At 56.3% G+C, this 15,945-nt stretch carries 11 protein-coding genes; 7 read left to right on the forward strand and 4 right to left on the reverse strand.

Features of this window, described 5'->3' with window-relative positions:
- Window positions 1-363: 363 nt before the first annotated feature.
- From P0119_06925 to P0119_06950, 6 genes are read left to right on the forward strand one after another with little or no spacing between them, the layout of a single operon-like run.
- Window positions 364-2,796, forward strand: a complete 2,433-nt coding sequence (locus tag P0119_06925; GenBank protein ID MDF0665794.1) for a hypothetical protein — start codon at window positions 364-366, stop codon at window positions 2,794-2,796.
- 30 nt (window positions 2,797-2,826) lie between these two features.
- A complete protein-coding gene (locus P0119_06930) occupies window positions 2,827-3,747 on the forward strand; it encodes a hypothetical protein (protein ID MDF0665795.1) in 921 nt (306 codons plus the stop codon).
- Window positions 3,748-3,803: 56 nt separating this feature from the next.
- Entirely contained in the window at window positions 3,804-5,714 is a 1,911-nt protein-coding gene (locus tag P0119_06935) for a hypothetical protein (protein ID MDF0665796.1), read from the forward strand.
- A 24-nt stretch (window positions 5,715-5,738) separates the two neighbouring features.
- Window positions 5,739-7,040 carry a hypothetical protein gene (locus P0119_06940; protein ID MDF0665797.1) on the forward strand — a complete coding sequence of 434 codons (1,302 nt, stop codon included), beginning with the start codon at window positions 5,739-5,741 and terminating at the stop codon, window positions 7,038-7,040.
- Window positions 7,037-8,560 carry a hypothetical protein gene (locus P0119_06945; GenBank protein ID MDF0665798.1) on the forward strand — a complete coding sequence of 508 codons (1,524 nt, stop codon included), beginning with the start codon at window positions 7,037-7,039 and terminating at the stop codon, window positions 8,558-8,560. The genes P0119_06940 and P0119_06945 overlap by 4 nt, the downstream gene beginning before the upstream one ends.
- Window positions 8,560-9,798, forward strand: coding sequence for a catalase family protein (locus tag P0119_06950; GenBank protein ID MDF0665799.1), 1,239 nt, complete (start codon window positions 8,560-8,562; stop codon window positions 9,796-9,798). The genes P0119_06945 and P0119_06950 overlap by 1 nt, the downstream gene beginning before the upstream one ends.
- Before the next feature lie 412 nt (window positions 9,799-10,210).
- Here P0119_06950 and P0119_06955 read toward each other — a convergent pair whose 3' ends face one another.
- Both P0119_06955 and P0119_06960 read right to left on the reverse strand, forming a co-directional pair.
- Complete coding sequence (locus P0119_06955; protein MDF0665800.1) at window positions 10,211-10,555, reverse strand: type II toxin-antitoxin system PemK/MazF family toxin; 345 nt, start codon at window positions 10,553-10,555, stop codon at window positions 10,211-10,213.
- On the reverse strand, window positions 10,549-10,785 hold the full coding sequence (locus tag P0119_06960; protein ID MDF0665801.1) for a hypothetical protein: 237 nt from the start codon (window positions 10,783-10,785) through the stop codon (window positions 10,549-10,551). Before P0119_06960 ends, P0119_06955 begins: the two co-directional genes overlap by 7 nt.
- A 310-nt stretch (window positions 10,786-11,095) precedes the next feature.
- Here P0119_06960 and P0119_06965 point away from each other — a divergent pair, with 310 nt between their 5' ends.
- Complete coding sequence (locus tag P0119_06965; GenBank protein ID MDF0665802.1) at window positions 11,096-11,218, forward strand: hypothetical protein; 123 nt, start codon at window positions 11,096-11,098, stop codon at window positions 11,216-11,218.
- 317 nt (window positions 11,219-11,535) lie between these two features.
- On the opposite strand, the gene P0119_06970 is transcribed toward P0119_06965, so the two are convergent.
- Together P0119_06970 and P0119_06975 are read right to left on the reverse strand one after the other, a co-directional pair.
- The gene (locus P0119_06970; protein MDF0665803.1) at window positions 11,536-14,379 is read right to left on the reverse strand and encodes a hypothetical protein; all 2,844 of its coding nucleotides are present in this window, start codon (window positions 14,377-14,379) and stop codon (window positions 11,536-11,538) included.
- Window positions 14,376-15,368, reverse strand: coding sequence for an SIR2 family protein (locus P0119_06975; protein MDF0665804.1), 993 nt, complete (start codon window positions 15,366-15,368; stop codon window positions 14,376-14,378). Before P0119_06975 ends, P0119_06970 begins: the two co-directional genes overlap by 4 nt.
- Window positions 15,369-15,945: the final 577 nt, after the last annotated feature.

Here is a 15,945-nt window from a genome sequence, read left to right on the forward strand (position 1 = left end):
TCCCCTGTCAAGAAACAAGCCCTCTAGATCAATGGCTTGGAGTCTGAAAATCGTTTCTCTTGTGGGCTAACCACTGTGATAGGCATCATCTCACGAGCCAAAGACCTATCAACTGTATCCTTTCTGATCCACCTCGGTATCCAATCAGATACTACTTCGGCGTTTGCTGCGGGCATTCACTCATAATCTTCACAGATTTGAGGACTGTCTACGATACGCTCCTAGGCAAGCTACTTGCTCGTTGACTCTACGTACATGCGTCGGTACTCTCGCACTCAAGAACTCGCCTGGGGCTGAAGGCTTCGTTAGTTGAGCAGCGTCAGCGCTTGAACGATGCTCATAAGGACGCAGGAGGATATGGTTATGCGATCGATACAGACTGTCATCACGCTCGTTCTTGCCCTTGCCTTATTCTTGGGGTATTCGGTCCTGAGGGATGCGCAGGCTATCGCCAGCGGCGGCAAGCCCACCGCTTCAGCATTTCACTATGGCAAACAGCTGACGGATGCCGAGTTGGTCGGAGCGGAGATTTGGTTCAATGCCACAGCCGGCAACGCTCGCTTCTTTACCTACGTCTATCAACAACGGCTCGGCGTCATGATCGATTGGTATCGGGTGTTGCGAAGTGACGCACGAGACGCGCGTTTCCATCGGTGGGGTCTGATCAACGATCCGGATTGTTGTAAGCCGGGCGATCCTCACTGTCCGGCCAAGAGCTATGACGAGACCTATGGTTTCGACTTTTGTCCGGGTGACGATGAACTGCTCAAGCATGTCGGGAAGACCGGTTACCGCGATCCTGCCTGCGACCTGGAGGACGTGCCGGTCGCCAAGGGTGACCCGCACGGTCAAAAAGATCTGCGGCAGTCGGCCTGCGACCTTGAATTCGGGACGTCGACCGGAGCACTTGGGTTACGCAAATTTCCAAATCCGAAGTTCGACAAGGTGAAATGGCTCAAAATTAACGGCGGACATCTGGACTCGTGGGACGGCTATACGGCCAAAGTGGTGCCGCGCAAGGACCGTGAAGCGCCCGCCAAGAGTCACCTGGTCGACGGCTCGATCGAGCCGCCCTATCGTATCGGCATGTCCTGTGGTGCCTGTCATATTGCCTTCGATCCGATTCGCCCTCCCAAAGATCCGGTCCATCCGAAATGGGAGAATCTCTCCGGCACAGTCGGCAATCAGTACGGGCGATTCGCGCAGATCTTGGGATCGGGAATGGCGCCGAACACCATTGAGTACCAAATCTACGGGCATTCGCGCCCTGGTGCCGTCGATACCTCCGCGATTCCCAACGATCAGGTCAACAACGCCGGTACCATGAACGCCATCATCAACCTGGTCAAGCGACCGACGTTCGAAGAAGACATCATCAAGTGGCGCAAGACCAATCAGTGTCCGGCCGGCGGCGACGAGCGGACCTGTTGGTGCGAGCCGGGCAAGGACGGCAAGTGTTGGGAGCGGGGCCGCAAGAAAGAATTGGTCCATCACATCCTGAAAGGGGGAGAAGACAGCATCGGCGCGCTCGAAGCGATTCAGCGGGTGTACTTCAACATCGGCAGTTGCTCGGAGGAAGGGTGGGTCAATCATCTCACCGATATGCGGCAGCTCGATCCCACGATACGTGGATTCGGCCAGACGCCGTTCGACATCGGACAGGTGCGCCGGGACTGTCCGCAATTCCGTGCGATCGAAGACCGTTTAGGGGAAATTCTTCAGTTCTTGCTGACCGGAGCCCCGGCCGACCTGTACCAAGCCCGTGGGTTGAAGAACAACGATGCGCTCGTCGAACAGCTCAATAAGGAATTCGGGAAGGGCGCAGTTGAGCAGGGTCGCGTGATTTTCGCGAGCAAATGCGCCACGTGCCATTCCAGCCAGAGCCCACCGTTCGAGAATCGAGATTTTCGAACGGTCTCCACAGATCCCAAAAATAATGGTATTCGCATCGATTGGCTCGGCAACGACAAGCTCATCCCCGTGAGTGAAGTCGGGACGAACCGCTCGCGATCCCTCCATTCCAATCACATGCAGGGCCGCGTCTGGGAAGAGTACGGCTCTGAAACCTTGCGGGCGAAGCCAGGCGATCCGCAGCTCAAGGAACCCTCAGACGGAGGACGGGGCTACTACCGAAATATCTCGCTGCTCAGCCTCTGGGCCTACGCTCCCTTCATGCACAACAACGCCGTGGGCCCCGAAGTCTGCGGTGGTCCATTGGACGAGCACTACTACTCATCCTATGTCGATAAAGATGGAAAACCGGTGGCCTCCCCTCCACCCTGTTGGATATTCGACCCCAGCGTGGAAGGACGATTCAAGCTCTACAAAGCGTCGATGAAAGAGTTACTCAACCCTTCTCAACGAATTCCAAAGGTGACAGGATTCAATCACGAGGTGACCATTCGGCTGTTCCCCAAGCTGGGTGACGGCAAACTGGAGCGTTACGTCGACACGGCCATTCGCTTCCCGCTCGGCACGCCGGCCGCGCGCATCGGAAACTTTCGTCACAAGGAGCTGGTGGAAGATCTCGTCACGGCGCGGGTGGACTTTGACAAGTTGAAGGCCAAGTATGTCGGTCGCTACGGATCGGGAAAGGGTGAACAGATCGCCAAAACGATCCAAGAAAAGGGAACGGAGCTGCTCGCGAAACCGGGATCGATACTTGAGGCTGGAGCGGAATTGCGCGAGGTCTACAGCAACAGTCTCGCCGTCATCGAAAACGACGGGCACCGATTCGGCGAGGATCTCTCGGATAAAGAGAAGGATGCGCTGACCGCGTTCCTAGCGACGCTGTGACGACATGAATCCTGAAAAGAGGTATTCACCATGAGACACTTACGATGGTTAATAGTGCTGGGGTTGGCGGTGTGCGCATATGCCCTTTGGGAATACCTCAAAGATGAGCCTCCGCCACCCGTTCCCTATGCACAAAGCGGGGAGCGCTATTCAGACAAGGTCGACTTGGCTCGCCTGGAGCACGAGTCACCCCTCGCGCCGACCGATCTCATGAAGATCACGCCGGATAATCTCAAGGGCGCCACGCAGGAACAGGTCGATCAGATCTACGCCCGCTTGACCGCCGGCCCGATTCCGGACGGAGTCTACGATGGGCAAATGTTTTTCCCGAAGGGGTCGAGCGAACGAGCCCGCGTCGCCGAAATCGTCGGAGGAGGCATCAAAGGGTTCTTCGTCGATCTCAAGGCCGCCAAGCTCGAGCACATCGGTGAGTTCATCTGGAAAGGAAAGGTCTTCTATCGCAACGAAGGGGTGCTCCGAAATCGTATTGAGGATCTGCTTGCTCTGAAGCCGATCGTCGGTCCTGACGTTGAGAAAATCAAAAAGCTCGATGTGGACGGCAAGGATGCCTGGTTGCTGTTCCCCGCGAAGCTCTATTGCGGCCAGAGCCTGCTGGATGGACGCCGAGAATCTGTCATCATCGACTATGCCTTTACGGACGACCTACCTGGCTACCGCGAGATGCCGGATGTGCTGGCCGGTCGGGAAGGATTGGAGATACGAGACGAAATTCGGATGATTCGTCCTGGATTTTATCTTGGGCGGGCCTACATCAAGAAAGTCTTTGCCTTGAACTTCACCCTCTACAGCAAGGCGGTGGCGGAGAAGGAATCTGCGTCGTTTGTCGGTTCCGGGACAGTCAACGAGGACTGTTGGATCGGCAATCAGCGCATGACGGCGATGGCCAACAAGGCGGGCAACCAACATGCCCGGTTAACGGAAACTCGTTGAATGAAGATCTGATCGGTCACTACATGCCACGAATGGCGAGACGGTGGGTAACTGCCATGGGATGCCTGCTCCTGACGACTGTATGTGTTTCAGGATGTGGCCGCCAGGATACGGAGGGGTCCTACAGCGATGCGGCTGCTCCCTATGCGCAACCCGCCCCCCTGGTATCTCGTGATTCGGGAGGACCTCCATGGGTTGTTGATCCGACCGAATCAGGGACGAACCTCCCGCCGATTGGACGATCCCTGTTTGATTTCCTTATTACAAAGAACGTGAGCGGGAAAAAGGTCTACGATATCCCCTTTCCATTTCCCGCCCTGGCAGATCGAATCGAATCGCAACTCCACTCCGAACGTACAACGACGGCCCTTAAGCGATTGCTGATTCCCGTCAATCGCTCGCTGCAACGACGAGCCGGCGACGGAGCGTACTTTACCTATCCGCGAGCCGTGCTCGCCGTCGATACAGAAGCGGATTCGGCTTTGGGTCCATCCGGCATGCATCTCAAAGATCGGCTCTTCATCGGGTATCACGAAAAGACCGCCGTATTGGAGATCATCAGTTATAACGAGGCAGCGGCACGGTTCGAGTTCCAGATTGTCGATGACTATCGTGCCGGTGGAACGCCGACCGTGCGGTACGCCAATCGTGTGCTCTGCACCGCCTGTCATCAAAATCAGAGCCCCATCTTTTCCCGCCCCATGTGGGACGAAACCAACGTGAATCCAAAAATCGCCGCCCTGCTTGTCCATCAACGTCGCCCGTACCACGGCTTTCCCATTCGACAAGGAGTGGGAGTGCTTCAAGCCTTCGATGATGCCACTGATCGAGCCAATGAGATTTCGCTGGTCCAGCTGCTCTGGCGTGAGGGATGTGAACAGGCCGGTCAACCGGAGCAGTCGATCAGCTGTCGAGCCGAACTGATCGAGTGGGTGCTCCGATATGCGCTGTCGAAAAGCTTGCCCCAGGATTGGCGGACAGGCGAGGCCCCTGTCGAGCCACCCTCCTTTCTTGCCGCATGGCGTGCACGCTGGCCGCATGGATTGGCCATTCCCAATCCTGATATTCCCAATCGCAATCCCTTTCGCTATGTCGCGGTGAGTGAGTTCCCCGGTCTCAGTGAGGTGGAAGCGACTGCTCTTGAGGGAAGAGAACCACGGTCCCTGTTTCGGGGACCGCACGAACCGACGTTGCCTCGCGAACCGCTTGAGGTATGGACCGTCCCTGATACTCCACAGACACTCGAGCGAGTACTGGCCGCCTGTGCGCAGTTCTTCAGCAAAGCTGATCTCCATCGACTGAACCGCATGGTGCATCGACAGCCTGAACGGCTCGGACAGATGGTACGTACCGTGGCACAAGAGACCTTGATGGGCCGAACCGATGCATTCGCTAAGCAGCCGTTCCGCCGTGTGACATTTTTGGCTGCGCTTGATCGGCAATTGGGGGCCACCGTAACCCCTCGTTGCTGTCTGGATGACCGCGGTATGCCGCCGCCGGTGGATGACGAGGTGGCCTCCCATCACTCAACAGGTGCAGCGCAGGAGGCCTCGCTGACCGGCGAACACAACCTGTTACACAGGTACTGTGGTGCTTGTCATCATGGAACGGACGGCTTCCCCCCGAACTTTCTGCATGGGTCTCCTACCAAGGTCGAGGCCAATTTAACGCAATGTGCCGATCGGATCTTCGTGCGGTTAAGCATGTGGGACATTGCCGCCCCCGAACAGCTGGAAGCGCCGATGCCGCCGGCCATGCATGTGTTGCATCACCGAATCAGTCTGGACGAGTGGAAACGTCATCCTGATTTGCAGGCGCTTCGTAAGGCAGCAGTGGTTGCGATTCAGCAAAAACGTGGCGTAACATTCCTCCTGGAAAACTTGCTTCGGCAGGACTATGACACCCTACCCGCTTGCTTACCATCGAGTCCTGAGCCGACTGAAGCCATGGGAGCGCATCATGGATAGCTCGATGGCCAAAAGTGCCACGAGATGGGTGCTGCCCTGACTCCTCAATCCCAATTCATGCTGGTGGCACAGGTCACGCCAGGCCGGGAACACGGTCTGCGGGAACTGCTGAAGACGATGAATTCCAAGCCGGGTATGGCCGACCCGACGAACGCGGTCTTGCCATTCGGGCAGTTCGAACGTCTGCATTTTGCGCGGCTGGTGGTGCTGGACGATCCCACGCTCGGCGACATCGGTATCCCACGCCCAAGCCTGCCTGTCTACCTTGCGTTTATCGGCAGCTGTGACGGATCCGCAGGCGAGTGCATCGCGGATCTGGCACGGCGCGCAGCTACGGGCCTGCGCCGAATCTTTATGCATTGCGACGGCTTCAACGCGGATGATGATCTACTACCCTGGATGCAAGCGCATCAACATCGACTCGCTGCCAACTACATCAACTGGGTCGGTCGCACGGTACGGCAAGTCAAGGAGGAAAGCGCGCTACAACGTGCTCTCGCCGCGAGAGTGCCGCGCGCGCCGCTCGCATCGGCCAGGCAAGCGCAGCAACTCCGGCGCGAGTTGATCGACTTCGTCGATGCTGAAGTCAGCGCCGGAAGGCTTGGCATGACGCCGCGGGAGCCGACCCCACTGCGCTGGCAACTCGCAAAGCTCCTCCATCTCGTTGCGATTCCCCTGGCGGGCCTAATCCTATTACCGTTTCTGATTGTCCTGTCGCCGCTCTTGATCGTCATCTTGCGCACGAAAGAGAGCACCGATGCCGAAATCTTCCCGCCCCCGGACGGCGCGGCGCTGCTGGAATTGCAACAGCTGGAAGACTACGACGTGACCAACCAGTACACGGCATTCGGCTCGGTCAAGCCGGGACTGTTTCGCCGCTGGCTCGTGACGGTGGTGTTGGTGCTGATCGACTATACCTGTCGCCATGTCTTCACGCGCGGTTTTCTCGCACGCGTGCAGACGATTCACTTTGCGTTCTGGGCCTTTCTCGATGACAAGCGCCGGCTCGTCTTCACCAGCAACTATGACGGCGGCCACGAGGCCTACATGGACGACTTCATCAACAAGGTGGCGTGGGGCCTGAATCTCGCTTTTAGCCACGGCGTGGGCTGGCCACGCACTCGTTGGCTGGTCGCGCGCGGCGCACGCATTGAAAACAAGTTCAAGAACTACCAGCGGCGTCATCAGTTGCCGACAGAGGTCTGGTACAGGGCCTACCCAGGCCTGGCCTTGGTCGACCTCAAGCGAAATCAACGCATCAGGGAAGGGCTGGAGCTCGCGAGCGTGAGTGACGCGCAGGCTCAGGCCTGGTTACAGCTGCTATGAGCACAAACCTGAGTCAGGACCGGTCGGTGGAACTGGACGACGTGCAGGGCCTGGTGCGGTTCGGGTACAAGCACTTGACGGAAGCTTGTTTTCTCCTACTGCGCGTCAAGGATCCGGCCGCTGCGCGCGCGTGGCTGTCGCAGGCGCCGGTCACGAGCGCCGTCAAGGCCGATCCACTGCCCGAGACTGCGCTCCACATCGCATTCACGAGCGAGGGCCTGTGTGCATTGGAGGTCGCCCCCGACCTGCTCGCGCAGTTTTCAGCCGAATTTGTCGCCGGCATGGCGAGTGACGCCGCGCGCGCGCGCCGTCTAGGAGATATCGGCGCCAATGAGCCAAGCGGTTGGAAATGGGGCACCGGCGAGCGGGTGCCGCACGTCGCCGTGCTTCTGTATGCCCGTTCCGGGCGACTGGCGGCATGGGAACAGGAGATCGAAGCGCAATGCGGAGCCGGATTCGTGCGCATCGAACGCCTGTCGACATCCGATTTACATGGCATGGAGCCGTTTGGATTCGTCGACGGCATTTCGCAACCGCAAATCGATTGGGAGCGAACGCGGCCGGTGCGCGACCAGGACCAGCTCGAGTACAGCAACGTGAATTGTCTCGGCGAGTTCCTGCTCGGCTATCCCAACGAATACGGGCTCTACACGCCGCGTCCGCTGCTTACCCCACAGCGTGACCCCGATGCTCTGCTGCCGAGAGCCGAAGACGCGCCGGACCAAGCCGACCTCGGACGCAACGGCTGCTATCTCGTGTTGCGCCAACTTCACCAGGACGTGCAAGCCTTCTGGAGCGAACTGGACCGGCAAGCAGCAGGCAATACGGACCTGCGCGAGCGACTTGCCGAGGCGATGGTTGGCCGAAAGAAAAATGGCGAACCTTTGGTAGCGCCGCACGAGGACTCAGTCGCCGGCAACTCTCCCGCCCAGCAATCAAGACTGAACGACTTCACGTACGAAGCCGATCCACGAGGGCTGCGCTGCCCGTTGGGCGCGCACATCCGACGCATGAATCCGCGCAATGCGGATTTGCCACCCGGTCCTCCGGGAATCCTCTCGCGTCTGTGGCGCATGTTAGGATTCAACACAGCGGCACGACATCAAGATCTGGTCGCATCGACACGCTTTCATCGCCTGCTTCGCCGTGGACGAACATTCGGTGCAGGTGTGGCGCCTGCGTTGTCCGCGACGCAATCCTCGCCCGGCACGGAGACCGGGCTCCATTTCATCTGCCTTGTGGCCAATATCAAGCGGCAGTTCGAGTTTGTGCAAAGCGCGTGGGTGATGGGGAGTAAATTTGCCGGTCTCCACGGCGAAAGCGATCCGTTGCTCGGCAACCGATTGCCGGACCCCGGAGAGTTTTCCACGGACGGATTCTCGATTCCGCAAGCCGATGGTCCGGATCGACGGCTGACCGGCCTGCCGCAGTTCGTCACCGTTGTGGGCGGCGCCTATTTTTTTCTGCCCGGTATTTGCGCCTTGCGTTACCTCGCAACGCCACACTCAGAGGGGTCGTGATGCAACGGAACGTGTTGGGCTCCATGACGAGCCGCCCGGTGCCGCCTGCCGATACCGGTTCGGCAGTCCTGAATTGGATCAGTGATACATCACTGCGGCTGGTGCAACTGCAGCGACGCATCGACCCCTGGATGCGTCCGCCCTTCGACGCGGTGCTGCGCGACCCGGTCGCGCGCCTGACCACCACGCTGATCAACTTGCTCCGGCCGAACGAAAGACTGAAGATCGCCGAGGAACGGGTGCAACCGGACGAAGAGGCCTCGCTCCAATCGATCATCGATAGCTTCCAGAAGCAGATGCGCGGGCTGTGGAAGCCGGGCGGATTCGAACGAGGCGGAAATACCAAGACCCACGGCATCGTGCGCGCGGAGTTCATCGTCCACGAAGGCCTGCCGCCGCAGTTCCGACATGGTATCTACGCGAACCCAAAAACCTATCGCGCATGGGTCCGCTTTTCCGGACCTGGCCCCTACGTGACGCCGGACATCGACGATGTGGGGTTCATGAGCATCAGCATCAAGCTGATGGGAGTTCCCGGTCCCAAATTGATGGACGAAGAGAAATTCACGCAGGACATGTTCGGCGTATCCACGCCGACCTTTGTCACGCCGGACACGCGCGCGAACGCTCAGTTGCAGCTTGAGAGCCTGAAGAATGCGCAGATGTACTACTTTTTCAATCTTCGCCGTCCCCACCTATTGGACTTCATCATGCAGGGCCTGTGGATCAAGACGCAGAGCAGTCCGTTCGAGGCGCCGTACTTCAGTTGTGTGCCCTATCTGTTGGGTGAAGGGCAGGCGATGCAATATTCGGTGTGGCCGAAATCAAACCAGAAAACCCCGATCCCACGCCTTCCGCTGCGGCCGCCGGATGACTACCTGCGTCAAGCCATGGTCGCCGCGCTCAATCAGCACGATGTCGAGCTGGACATTCGCCTGCAGTTGCAGACCGATCCTCATCTGATGCCGCTCGAAAACAATGCGGTGCTCTGGCCGGAGCGACTGTCGCCCCGCGTCTCGGTGGCCACCTTGCGCATCCCACAGCAGAAGTTCGACTCACCGGCGCAGATCGCCTTCGCGCGACGCCTATCCTACAATCCGTGGCACTGCATCGCCGAGCACCGCCCGCTCGGCAATCAAAGCCGGGCGCGGCGCCGCATGTATTTCGAGTTATCGAAGTTGCGACACGACATGAACGCTGTGCCGCACTACGAGCCGACTGGGGATGAAACGTTTTGATGAGCCCACATTGTTCATGACAGTTCCTGACGTTCCACCCGTTGTATCGGAGGAGCAACGGGTTCCCGAAGACGCCAAGCGGGACGGGCAAGCGAAGCTTGGGGACTGACACCCTTCCCCGCGTCTCCGCGTGGTGTCTGTCCCCTTCCGAACGAACACTTGGGAGCGAGAATTTCGCAGCCAAGGTTGTCGCAGCGGCGAATCCACAATTGCAGCAAAAGTGTTCATGAATGATGTGGGCTGGGACTGCCCTACGCGACAGTGAGCCGAATAGGCCTTGATGCAAGAGACAGGACCTTGCTTCTCGCGGCGGGCGAAGAAAGACTCCGCGGTGACCAAACTGCAGAAGCTAGGTTAGCATGCGAGCAACGCGATAACCCAGGCCGCTGCAGCGGCTTGTTCGACGGCAAACTCAACGACCGAGCACGACATCGATTCCGAAGAGCACCAGATCCAGCTTCGCCTTCGACAACTTGCCGATCCGGTCGGTGAGGGAAGATTTGTCCAACGTGACGAGCTGCGAGACGTTGGCAACAGAGTCTTGGGACAATCCCGTCACCTTTGAGGCGAGGAGCACATTGCCCGGGGCTTCTGCCCAGCGAAGATCGCTGGGCAGCGGTACGCAAACGACCGTGGAGATTTGACTTCGATTGAAGGCCTCACCTTGCACAACGACGACTGGGCGCCGGAACCCAGGTTCCGAGCCCGAGGGCTCAGGCAAGTCCGCCCACCAGACCTCCCCCTGCGAGATCACCATTGCAAACGCCGAAGCGTTCGCCGCGCCGCCGCTTGAGCGAAGTCGTTATCCGCCGGCGGGCCGTCTCCGCAGACCCGGTCGAGCGTCTCCGTGATCTGATCTGCGGCATGTCGGGCCACGTACTCCCTCAGCGCGCGGCTATAGAGCTGGCTGCGAGACTTCTTGAGCACTCGGGCCAATCGTTCGGCATCAGCGAACACATCGTCCGGGATGGAGATGGCTGTTTTCATACCCGAAGTATAACCCAATCATGACAACCCCGCAACGCTGCTTGACCGAGCGTCATATCGTCCTTGGCCGGGAGGAACTGGCAGGACCATGGAGAAGCAGGCCAGGGCCGATGGGAGGTGTGAGTTCGGCGGCCGGCGTTACCTCTTCAGCCAGGAGGAACTCGCATGTCTTATGGAGGGAAGAGGCTGATAAGCCATGGGTGCAAGATCAAGAACTGACCCCGTCTTCCGGGTGGGCGCCGCATGTATTTCCAGTTATCGAAGTTGCGACACGACATGAACGCTGAGCCGCACTACGAGCCGACTGGGGATGAAACGTTTTGATGAGCCCACATTGTTCATGACGGTTCGTGACGTTCCACCCGTTGTATCGGAGGAGCAACGGGTTCCCGAAGACGCCAAGCGGGACGGGCAAGCGAAGCTTGGGGACTGACACCCTTCTCCGCGTCTCCGCGTGGTGTCTGTCCCCTTCCGAACGAACACTTGGGAGCGAGAATTTCGCAGCCAAGGTTGTCGCAGCGGCGAATCCACAATTGCAGGAGAAGTGTTCATGAATGATGTGGGCTAGGACTGCCCTACGCGACAGTGAGCCGAATAGCAAATAGGCCTTGATGTAAGAAACACAACCTGACCCTATCTAGCTATCTTCGGAATTGACGGTGATGAAGACAAAGGTATCCAACCGCTTAACATCCGCCATCTGTTTACCTATAAGTAATTCTCTGTTCCCTTGACCAGCCAAATTATAGTTCAAGCATGGTCATGCCTACCCTGTAAATCTCTAAAGATCTGAGCCATTCCAGGAATCTGTTTGAGTCGGTCTGCTAAGACTAGGGCTTCGTCTCGCTTCCCGCTTGCGGCAAGCTTGCCAAGAATTGATTCAAGCCTATCCTCAAAGTCGATAGAGGGCACATGTGTATCAAGAGACGCCTTCAGGATAACTGCTACTGCCTCGGCATTGGTGTCTGCCAACCGATCCAGTTCCTCATAAAAGAAATCATCGTGGTGGGCCACATGAACATGAGGCGCCACAGCAAGTAGTAAATCGAGCTCCCGGTCGCTGATTGACCGAATGTAGCAAGCTAATCGGCTCAAGCTGGATAGGAGCTTTGCGGGTGTTTCTGCAAGAGTACGACTCCACAATATACATCGCTCCCAAAACTTAATTATCCGCTCAACTTGCTCAGTGGATAGTTGCTCTTTTCTAATACTCCAAAACCAACCGACGGCATCGTCGATCGCTTCTATTTGGCCGGACTCAAATATGTAGGCGAATCTAGAGGAGTCCAGCGTTTCATCATTCCACAAGTAGGCAAGCGACACATGTTCCACAAGTCTTTGAATGACCATCAGGTCATTCATCTGTAAGCGGAAGGCACGGTCGATTATCCCGTTCTCAACTAAAAGACCATAAACTTCGCGCGTTATGTTTGCATAGGCTAACCCACCGAGCGCACAGTTAAAATTAGCCTGAAAATCATTTGGAAATATTTCCCCGATCTTCGTCTTCAGCCAGTCCCTATCAATGTAATCAAGCTGGGTAATGTACGCTCCGGCCAGCGTTGAAAAGTCGAAATTGCCATTCTGACACTTGGCAAGTTCATCCTCGAATACGCCTTTCATTGAGGCCCATACATCGGCATGTTGCTGTCGCTCTCTATCGGCAAGTCGACAAGCTCTCAGCGCATGAGAAAATATGGCTTCAATTGCCTTGCCGCGAGATGAATTAATAGCCTGTGTCATGGAATCGGACTTTGGAGGTTCATCTCGCCAATCCAGATTCTTGAGCAATATCACCAGCAGCCTCCATGTTCTGGGCAGAAGGTCTGGTGAATAAGCCTTTTCGTCGTCCTGTGTGCCGGATCTGAACAACTGGGCGATGATCGGCGGAATCCAGTCTCTATTGGGCGTATGATTCTGATCTTGCAAAGTTTGTTCGGTCCAGAATTCTATGGGCCCAATCAGCCGTTCCAAAAACAAGACTAATTGCGGCCATGCTTTGCCCCAGTCAAGTTCCTGCCCATCTTGCGGTGGCTTGCTCCAGACCTGCTCAAATCCGCTGATCACTCCATACTGGAACGGCCGTTTCGCATTTATGAAATCCTGGAGGAGTCCAAGGAATGTAGTCGGGGCAAGTGCAACAGCTGCTTCCAACGAGTCTACAAGTGCTCGTGTCGTAGGACCGCGCCATGAATCTTGTTCCTGAAAGTCATTCAATCTTTGTATAAGACTTCCAGTTTCAGCAAATACGATGATCTCTTGAGGTTGGTATGCAGCTGGTCCATGCCCGCTCCACGACTCCATGTAGGAATGGAAGTCCGGGTGATCTGATAGGTCACCTAGCAACTGATCTGCATCTAGTGAATTAAACCAGGTATCAGCTGGCGCATAACCTTTACCAGCAATAGTAGAAAGCCACTTTCGCTGCTTACGCTGAAGCCTGCGCTTCTCCTCTTCATCATCTGACGGCTCACCTAATTGCCTAATTGCCTCCACCAGTGCAGCTTTCTCAGCATCATCAAAAGTCTCAAAGTGATGCTGGAGTAGACCATAGACTTCATGGAGTGACTCATCGTCGAGTAACCGCAACCCAATAATTGAGGAGAAGACTTCCTTCAACTTCTCCCAGCGTCTGTCCAGCACATGAATACCGATCCGTCGAAGTATTTCGGCGTCGTCGCCGATTAGTGTTTCGACAAACGGTTTTGCTGTGGCTCTATTATGGTCAACCCAACTCACAAGCACATCACGGAGCCCCTCCACAAATCGATTCTCTGGCCCAAGCCACTCATGGTTTTGTGCATGATCTTCTATGGCGGGGCGGTGTAACCAGCTCGGAAGATCTCGCCTGGCTCGGTCATATGTCTCACGGAGGCGCACAACAAGGACTTCTGCAGCCTTTTGGCCAGCCCTTTTGCCCAAGCCTGGCGCGTGATTCTTGATAAGTTTTGCGAGCCAGTGATCCTCTACGATGGTTACTGGCTTCCTACGAGACTCACCGAGCGACTGTTCCTCAACCCAAATAATGGCCGTACAGTGGCGCAGAATGGAAATGGCTTTATCCCAGTCGTCGAGAGACTCACTTGCCAACAGCCGACGCATCGCACCCTTATCGAGTGCGTGGCACACTCCTCCTCGATTAAATTTCCCCTGAATCCAGCCTGGAATAAGATCAAGGTCGGCTAGAACCACAGCGGCAGTCGGAACCAAACCCAGAATCTCGGCGAATTTCCGATATGTATGGTAGTTGTCGGGGATCATCCCGTCCGGTTCGCGAGCCTGGCTGACGGCGCGAACAACACCCATTACCTTCTCTGCGAGTTGAAAATTATTCGTCTCACCAGCCCGCTTGGCGACAGCCTCCAGATAGTCCAGCCCATGCCAGTAAGGAATGTGGACGTATCCGGGCTGATCAGCCGGAAGAGGTCCACGGTTATGTTCCGCCCCGAACAGACCGGCATTCTTCAGGTGATCAAAGAACTCGTCGAAGTCTGAGCGCTTCAGCAATAATTCATAGCCCCACTGAGCCTGCTCCTCGCCTTCTTTCATGCGTTGAATAAACAACTTGAGTTTTGTCGTAAGCTCCAAAGTCATGGGAGGAGTCCCTCCATTTCTAACCGTGCAGGCAACGCCAGGGCTGGCCCAGGAGGAATCTCCGTTGCAAAGTGTTTAATGACCTCAGCGAGTTGAGTCCAATCGCGCTCATCTCGTGAGAATGCCAATAGACCGATCCCGAATTGGCGAAAATAGCTCTCCAGGCTACGTGCCAATTCGATCTCATGAGAGAAAAAGCCTTGGAGAACATAGTGCCGGGGCGCTTCAGCGGTAACTGCCGCTTTCTCAATACCCTTTTGAACTATGTATTCGAGGACCTCCAATTCGCCAAGGCTATAGCCGATGAAGAGAACATTCTTGAGCTGAAAGAGTGTTTGAAGAAACGTGAGTAATGGGTTCTCCCGGTCTGCCGTCCCGTCGATGCGATGGCTTGAATAGCGTACCAAATAGTCAACAGTTGTAAGCACCATGCTGTCTCGCTCATGGACCGAACCGTGGATGTGAAACACAGCATGAGGAATGTCTAAGTTCTCTACCGTTATCTCGCTATGCTTGTAGAAGCGACGGCGAGTGGTTGTTGGTAGCTGCTGCGCAGATGGGGACTGCTCTGACGGCAGGACGACGGGAGGGGGTATTCGATCCAGCCAGTCGTCGTAGTTCGTCGTGACAAACGTAGTCGCAAGCCTTGAGAGATCACGGTATACCCCGTCCCCCATATCTTCTTTTTGCTTGTCAGAGGGAGTCAGCAATTCCTTGAATTCGATGGGAAAGCTGTGCTGCGCTTCCAATTCCAAAGCCACAGAGAGCTTGACTCGAGATGAGAGGGAACGAATCTGGTCCAATTGCGCATGACTGAGCTTGCCTTTACTAACGAAGAATTGGAGAGCCGCATTTGCAAACTGATCCCAACCGGGGCAGCCTCCCAGTTGCGAAACACCTGCACCAATGAATGGAATAAGCTTTCTCTGGAGAGCCGCAAGGCGGAGCGCCTCGGGAATCTTTGGAATCGGCTCAATCTTCTCGATCACTTATATACCTCATCCAAAAGATTTCTACGGATGCATAGCTCATAACGTTTGCACGTGATTTGGCAAATCTTACAGATGTACCGGCGACTAAAGCCGCTTGTTCAGGCGTGGTACTCCAACGCACTCCTGACGTTTCAGCAAAGACTCAAGTCACTCAGGATTGCAGGTCAATTAGCGAACAAGCTTACCTCGTTCCCATCTATAAATCAGCTCCGCGAAGAGACTGTGAAGAAAAGAGTACCGGGTGCCCTTAAAAGCTGATGGTGATCGGAAGGGCTGATGACTGACCGCTGAAAGATAACGGCTGAGGAAAATCAAAGCTACAGCTCGAGCCGACGAACGAGCGGAATCGAATAAAAAATGCATCTGGGGTCGGATCTTGAATCGTGCATTGGCACAGGAGTACTGATTCAGCTTTTTCGTCCGACATTTGCCAGCAGCCGCTACGCCCTCCAGTTTCTCCCTCTGCGCCAGCATCCGCAGGGGCTATAAGCCATCAGCTGGCGAGGAACATATGCACAGAACAAGACTTGATACGAATTCCCGTTCCTTTTTGCTGTTCCTGCTGGCGGCCTGT

Source organism: Nitrospira sp., assembly GCA_029194665.1.
In the GTDB taxonomy this organism is placed as follows: domain Bacteria; phylum Nitrospirota; class Nitrospiria; order Nitrospirales; family Nitrospiraceae; genus Nitrospira_D.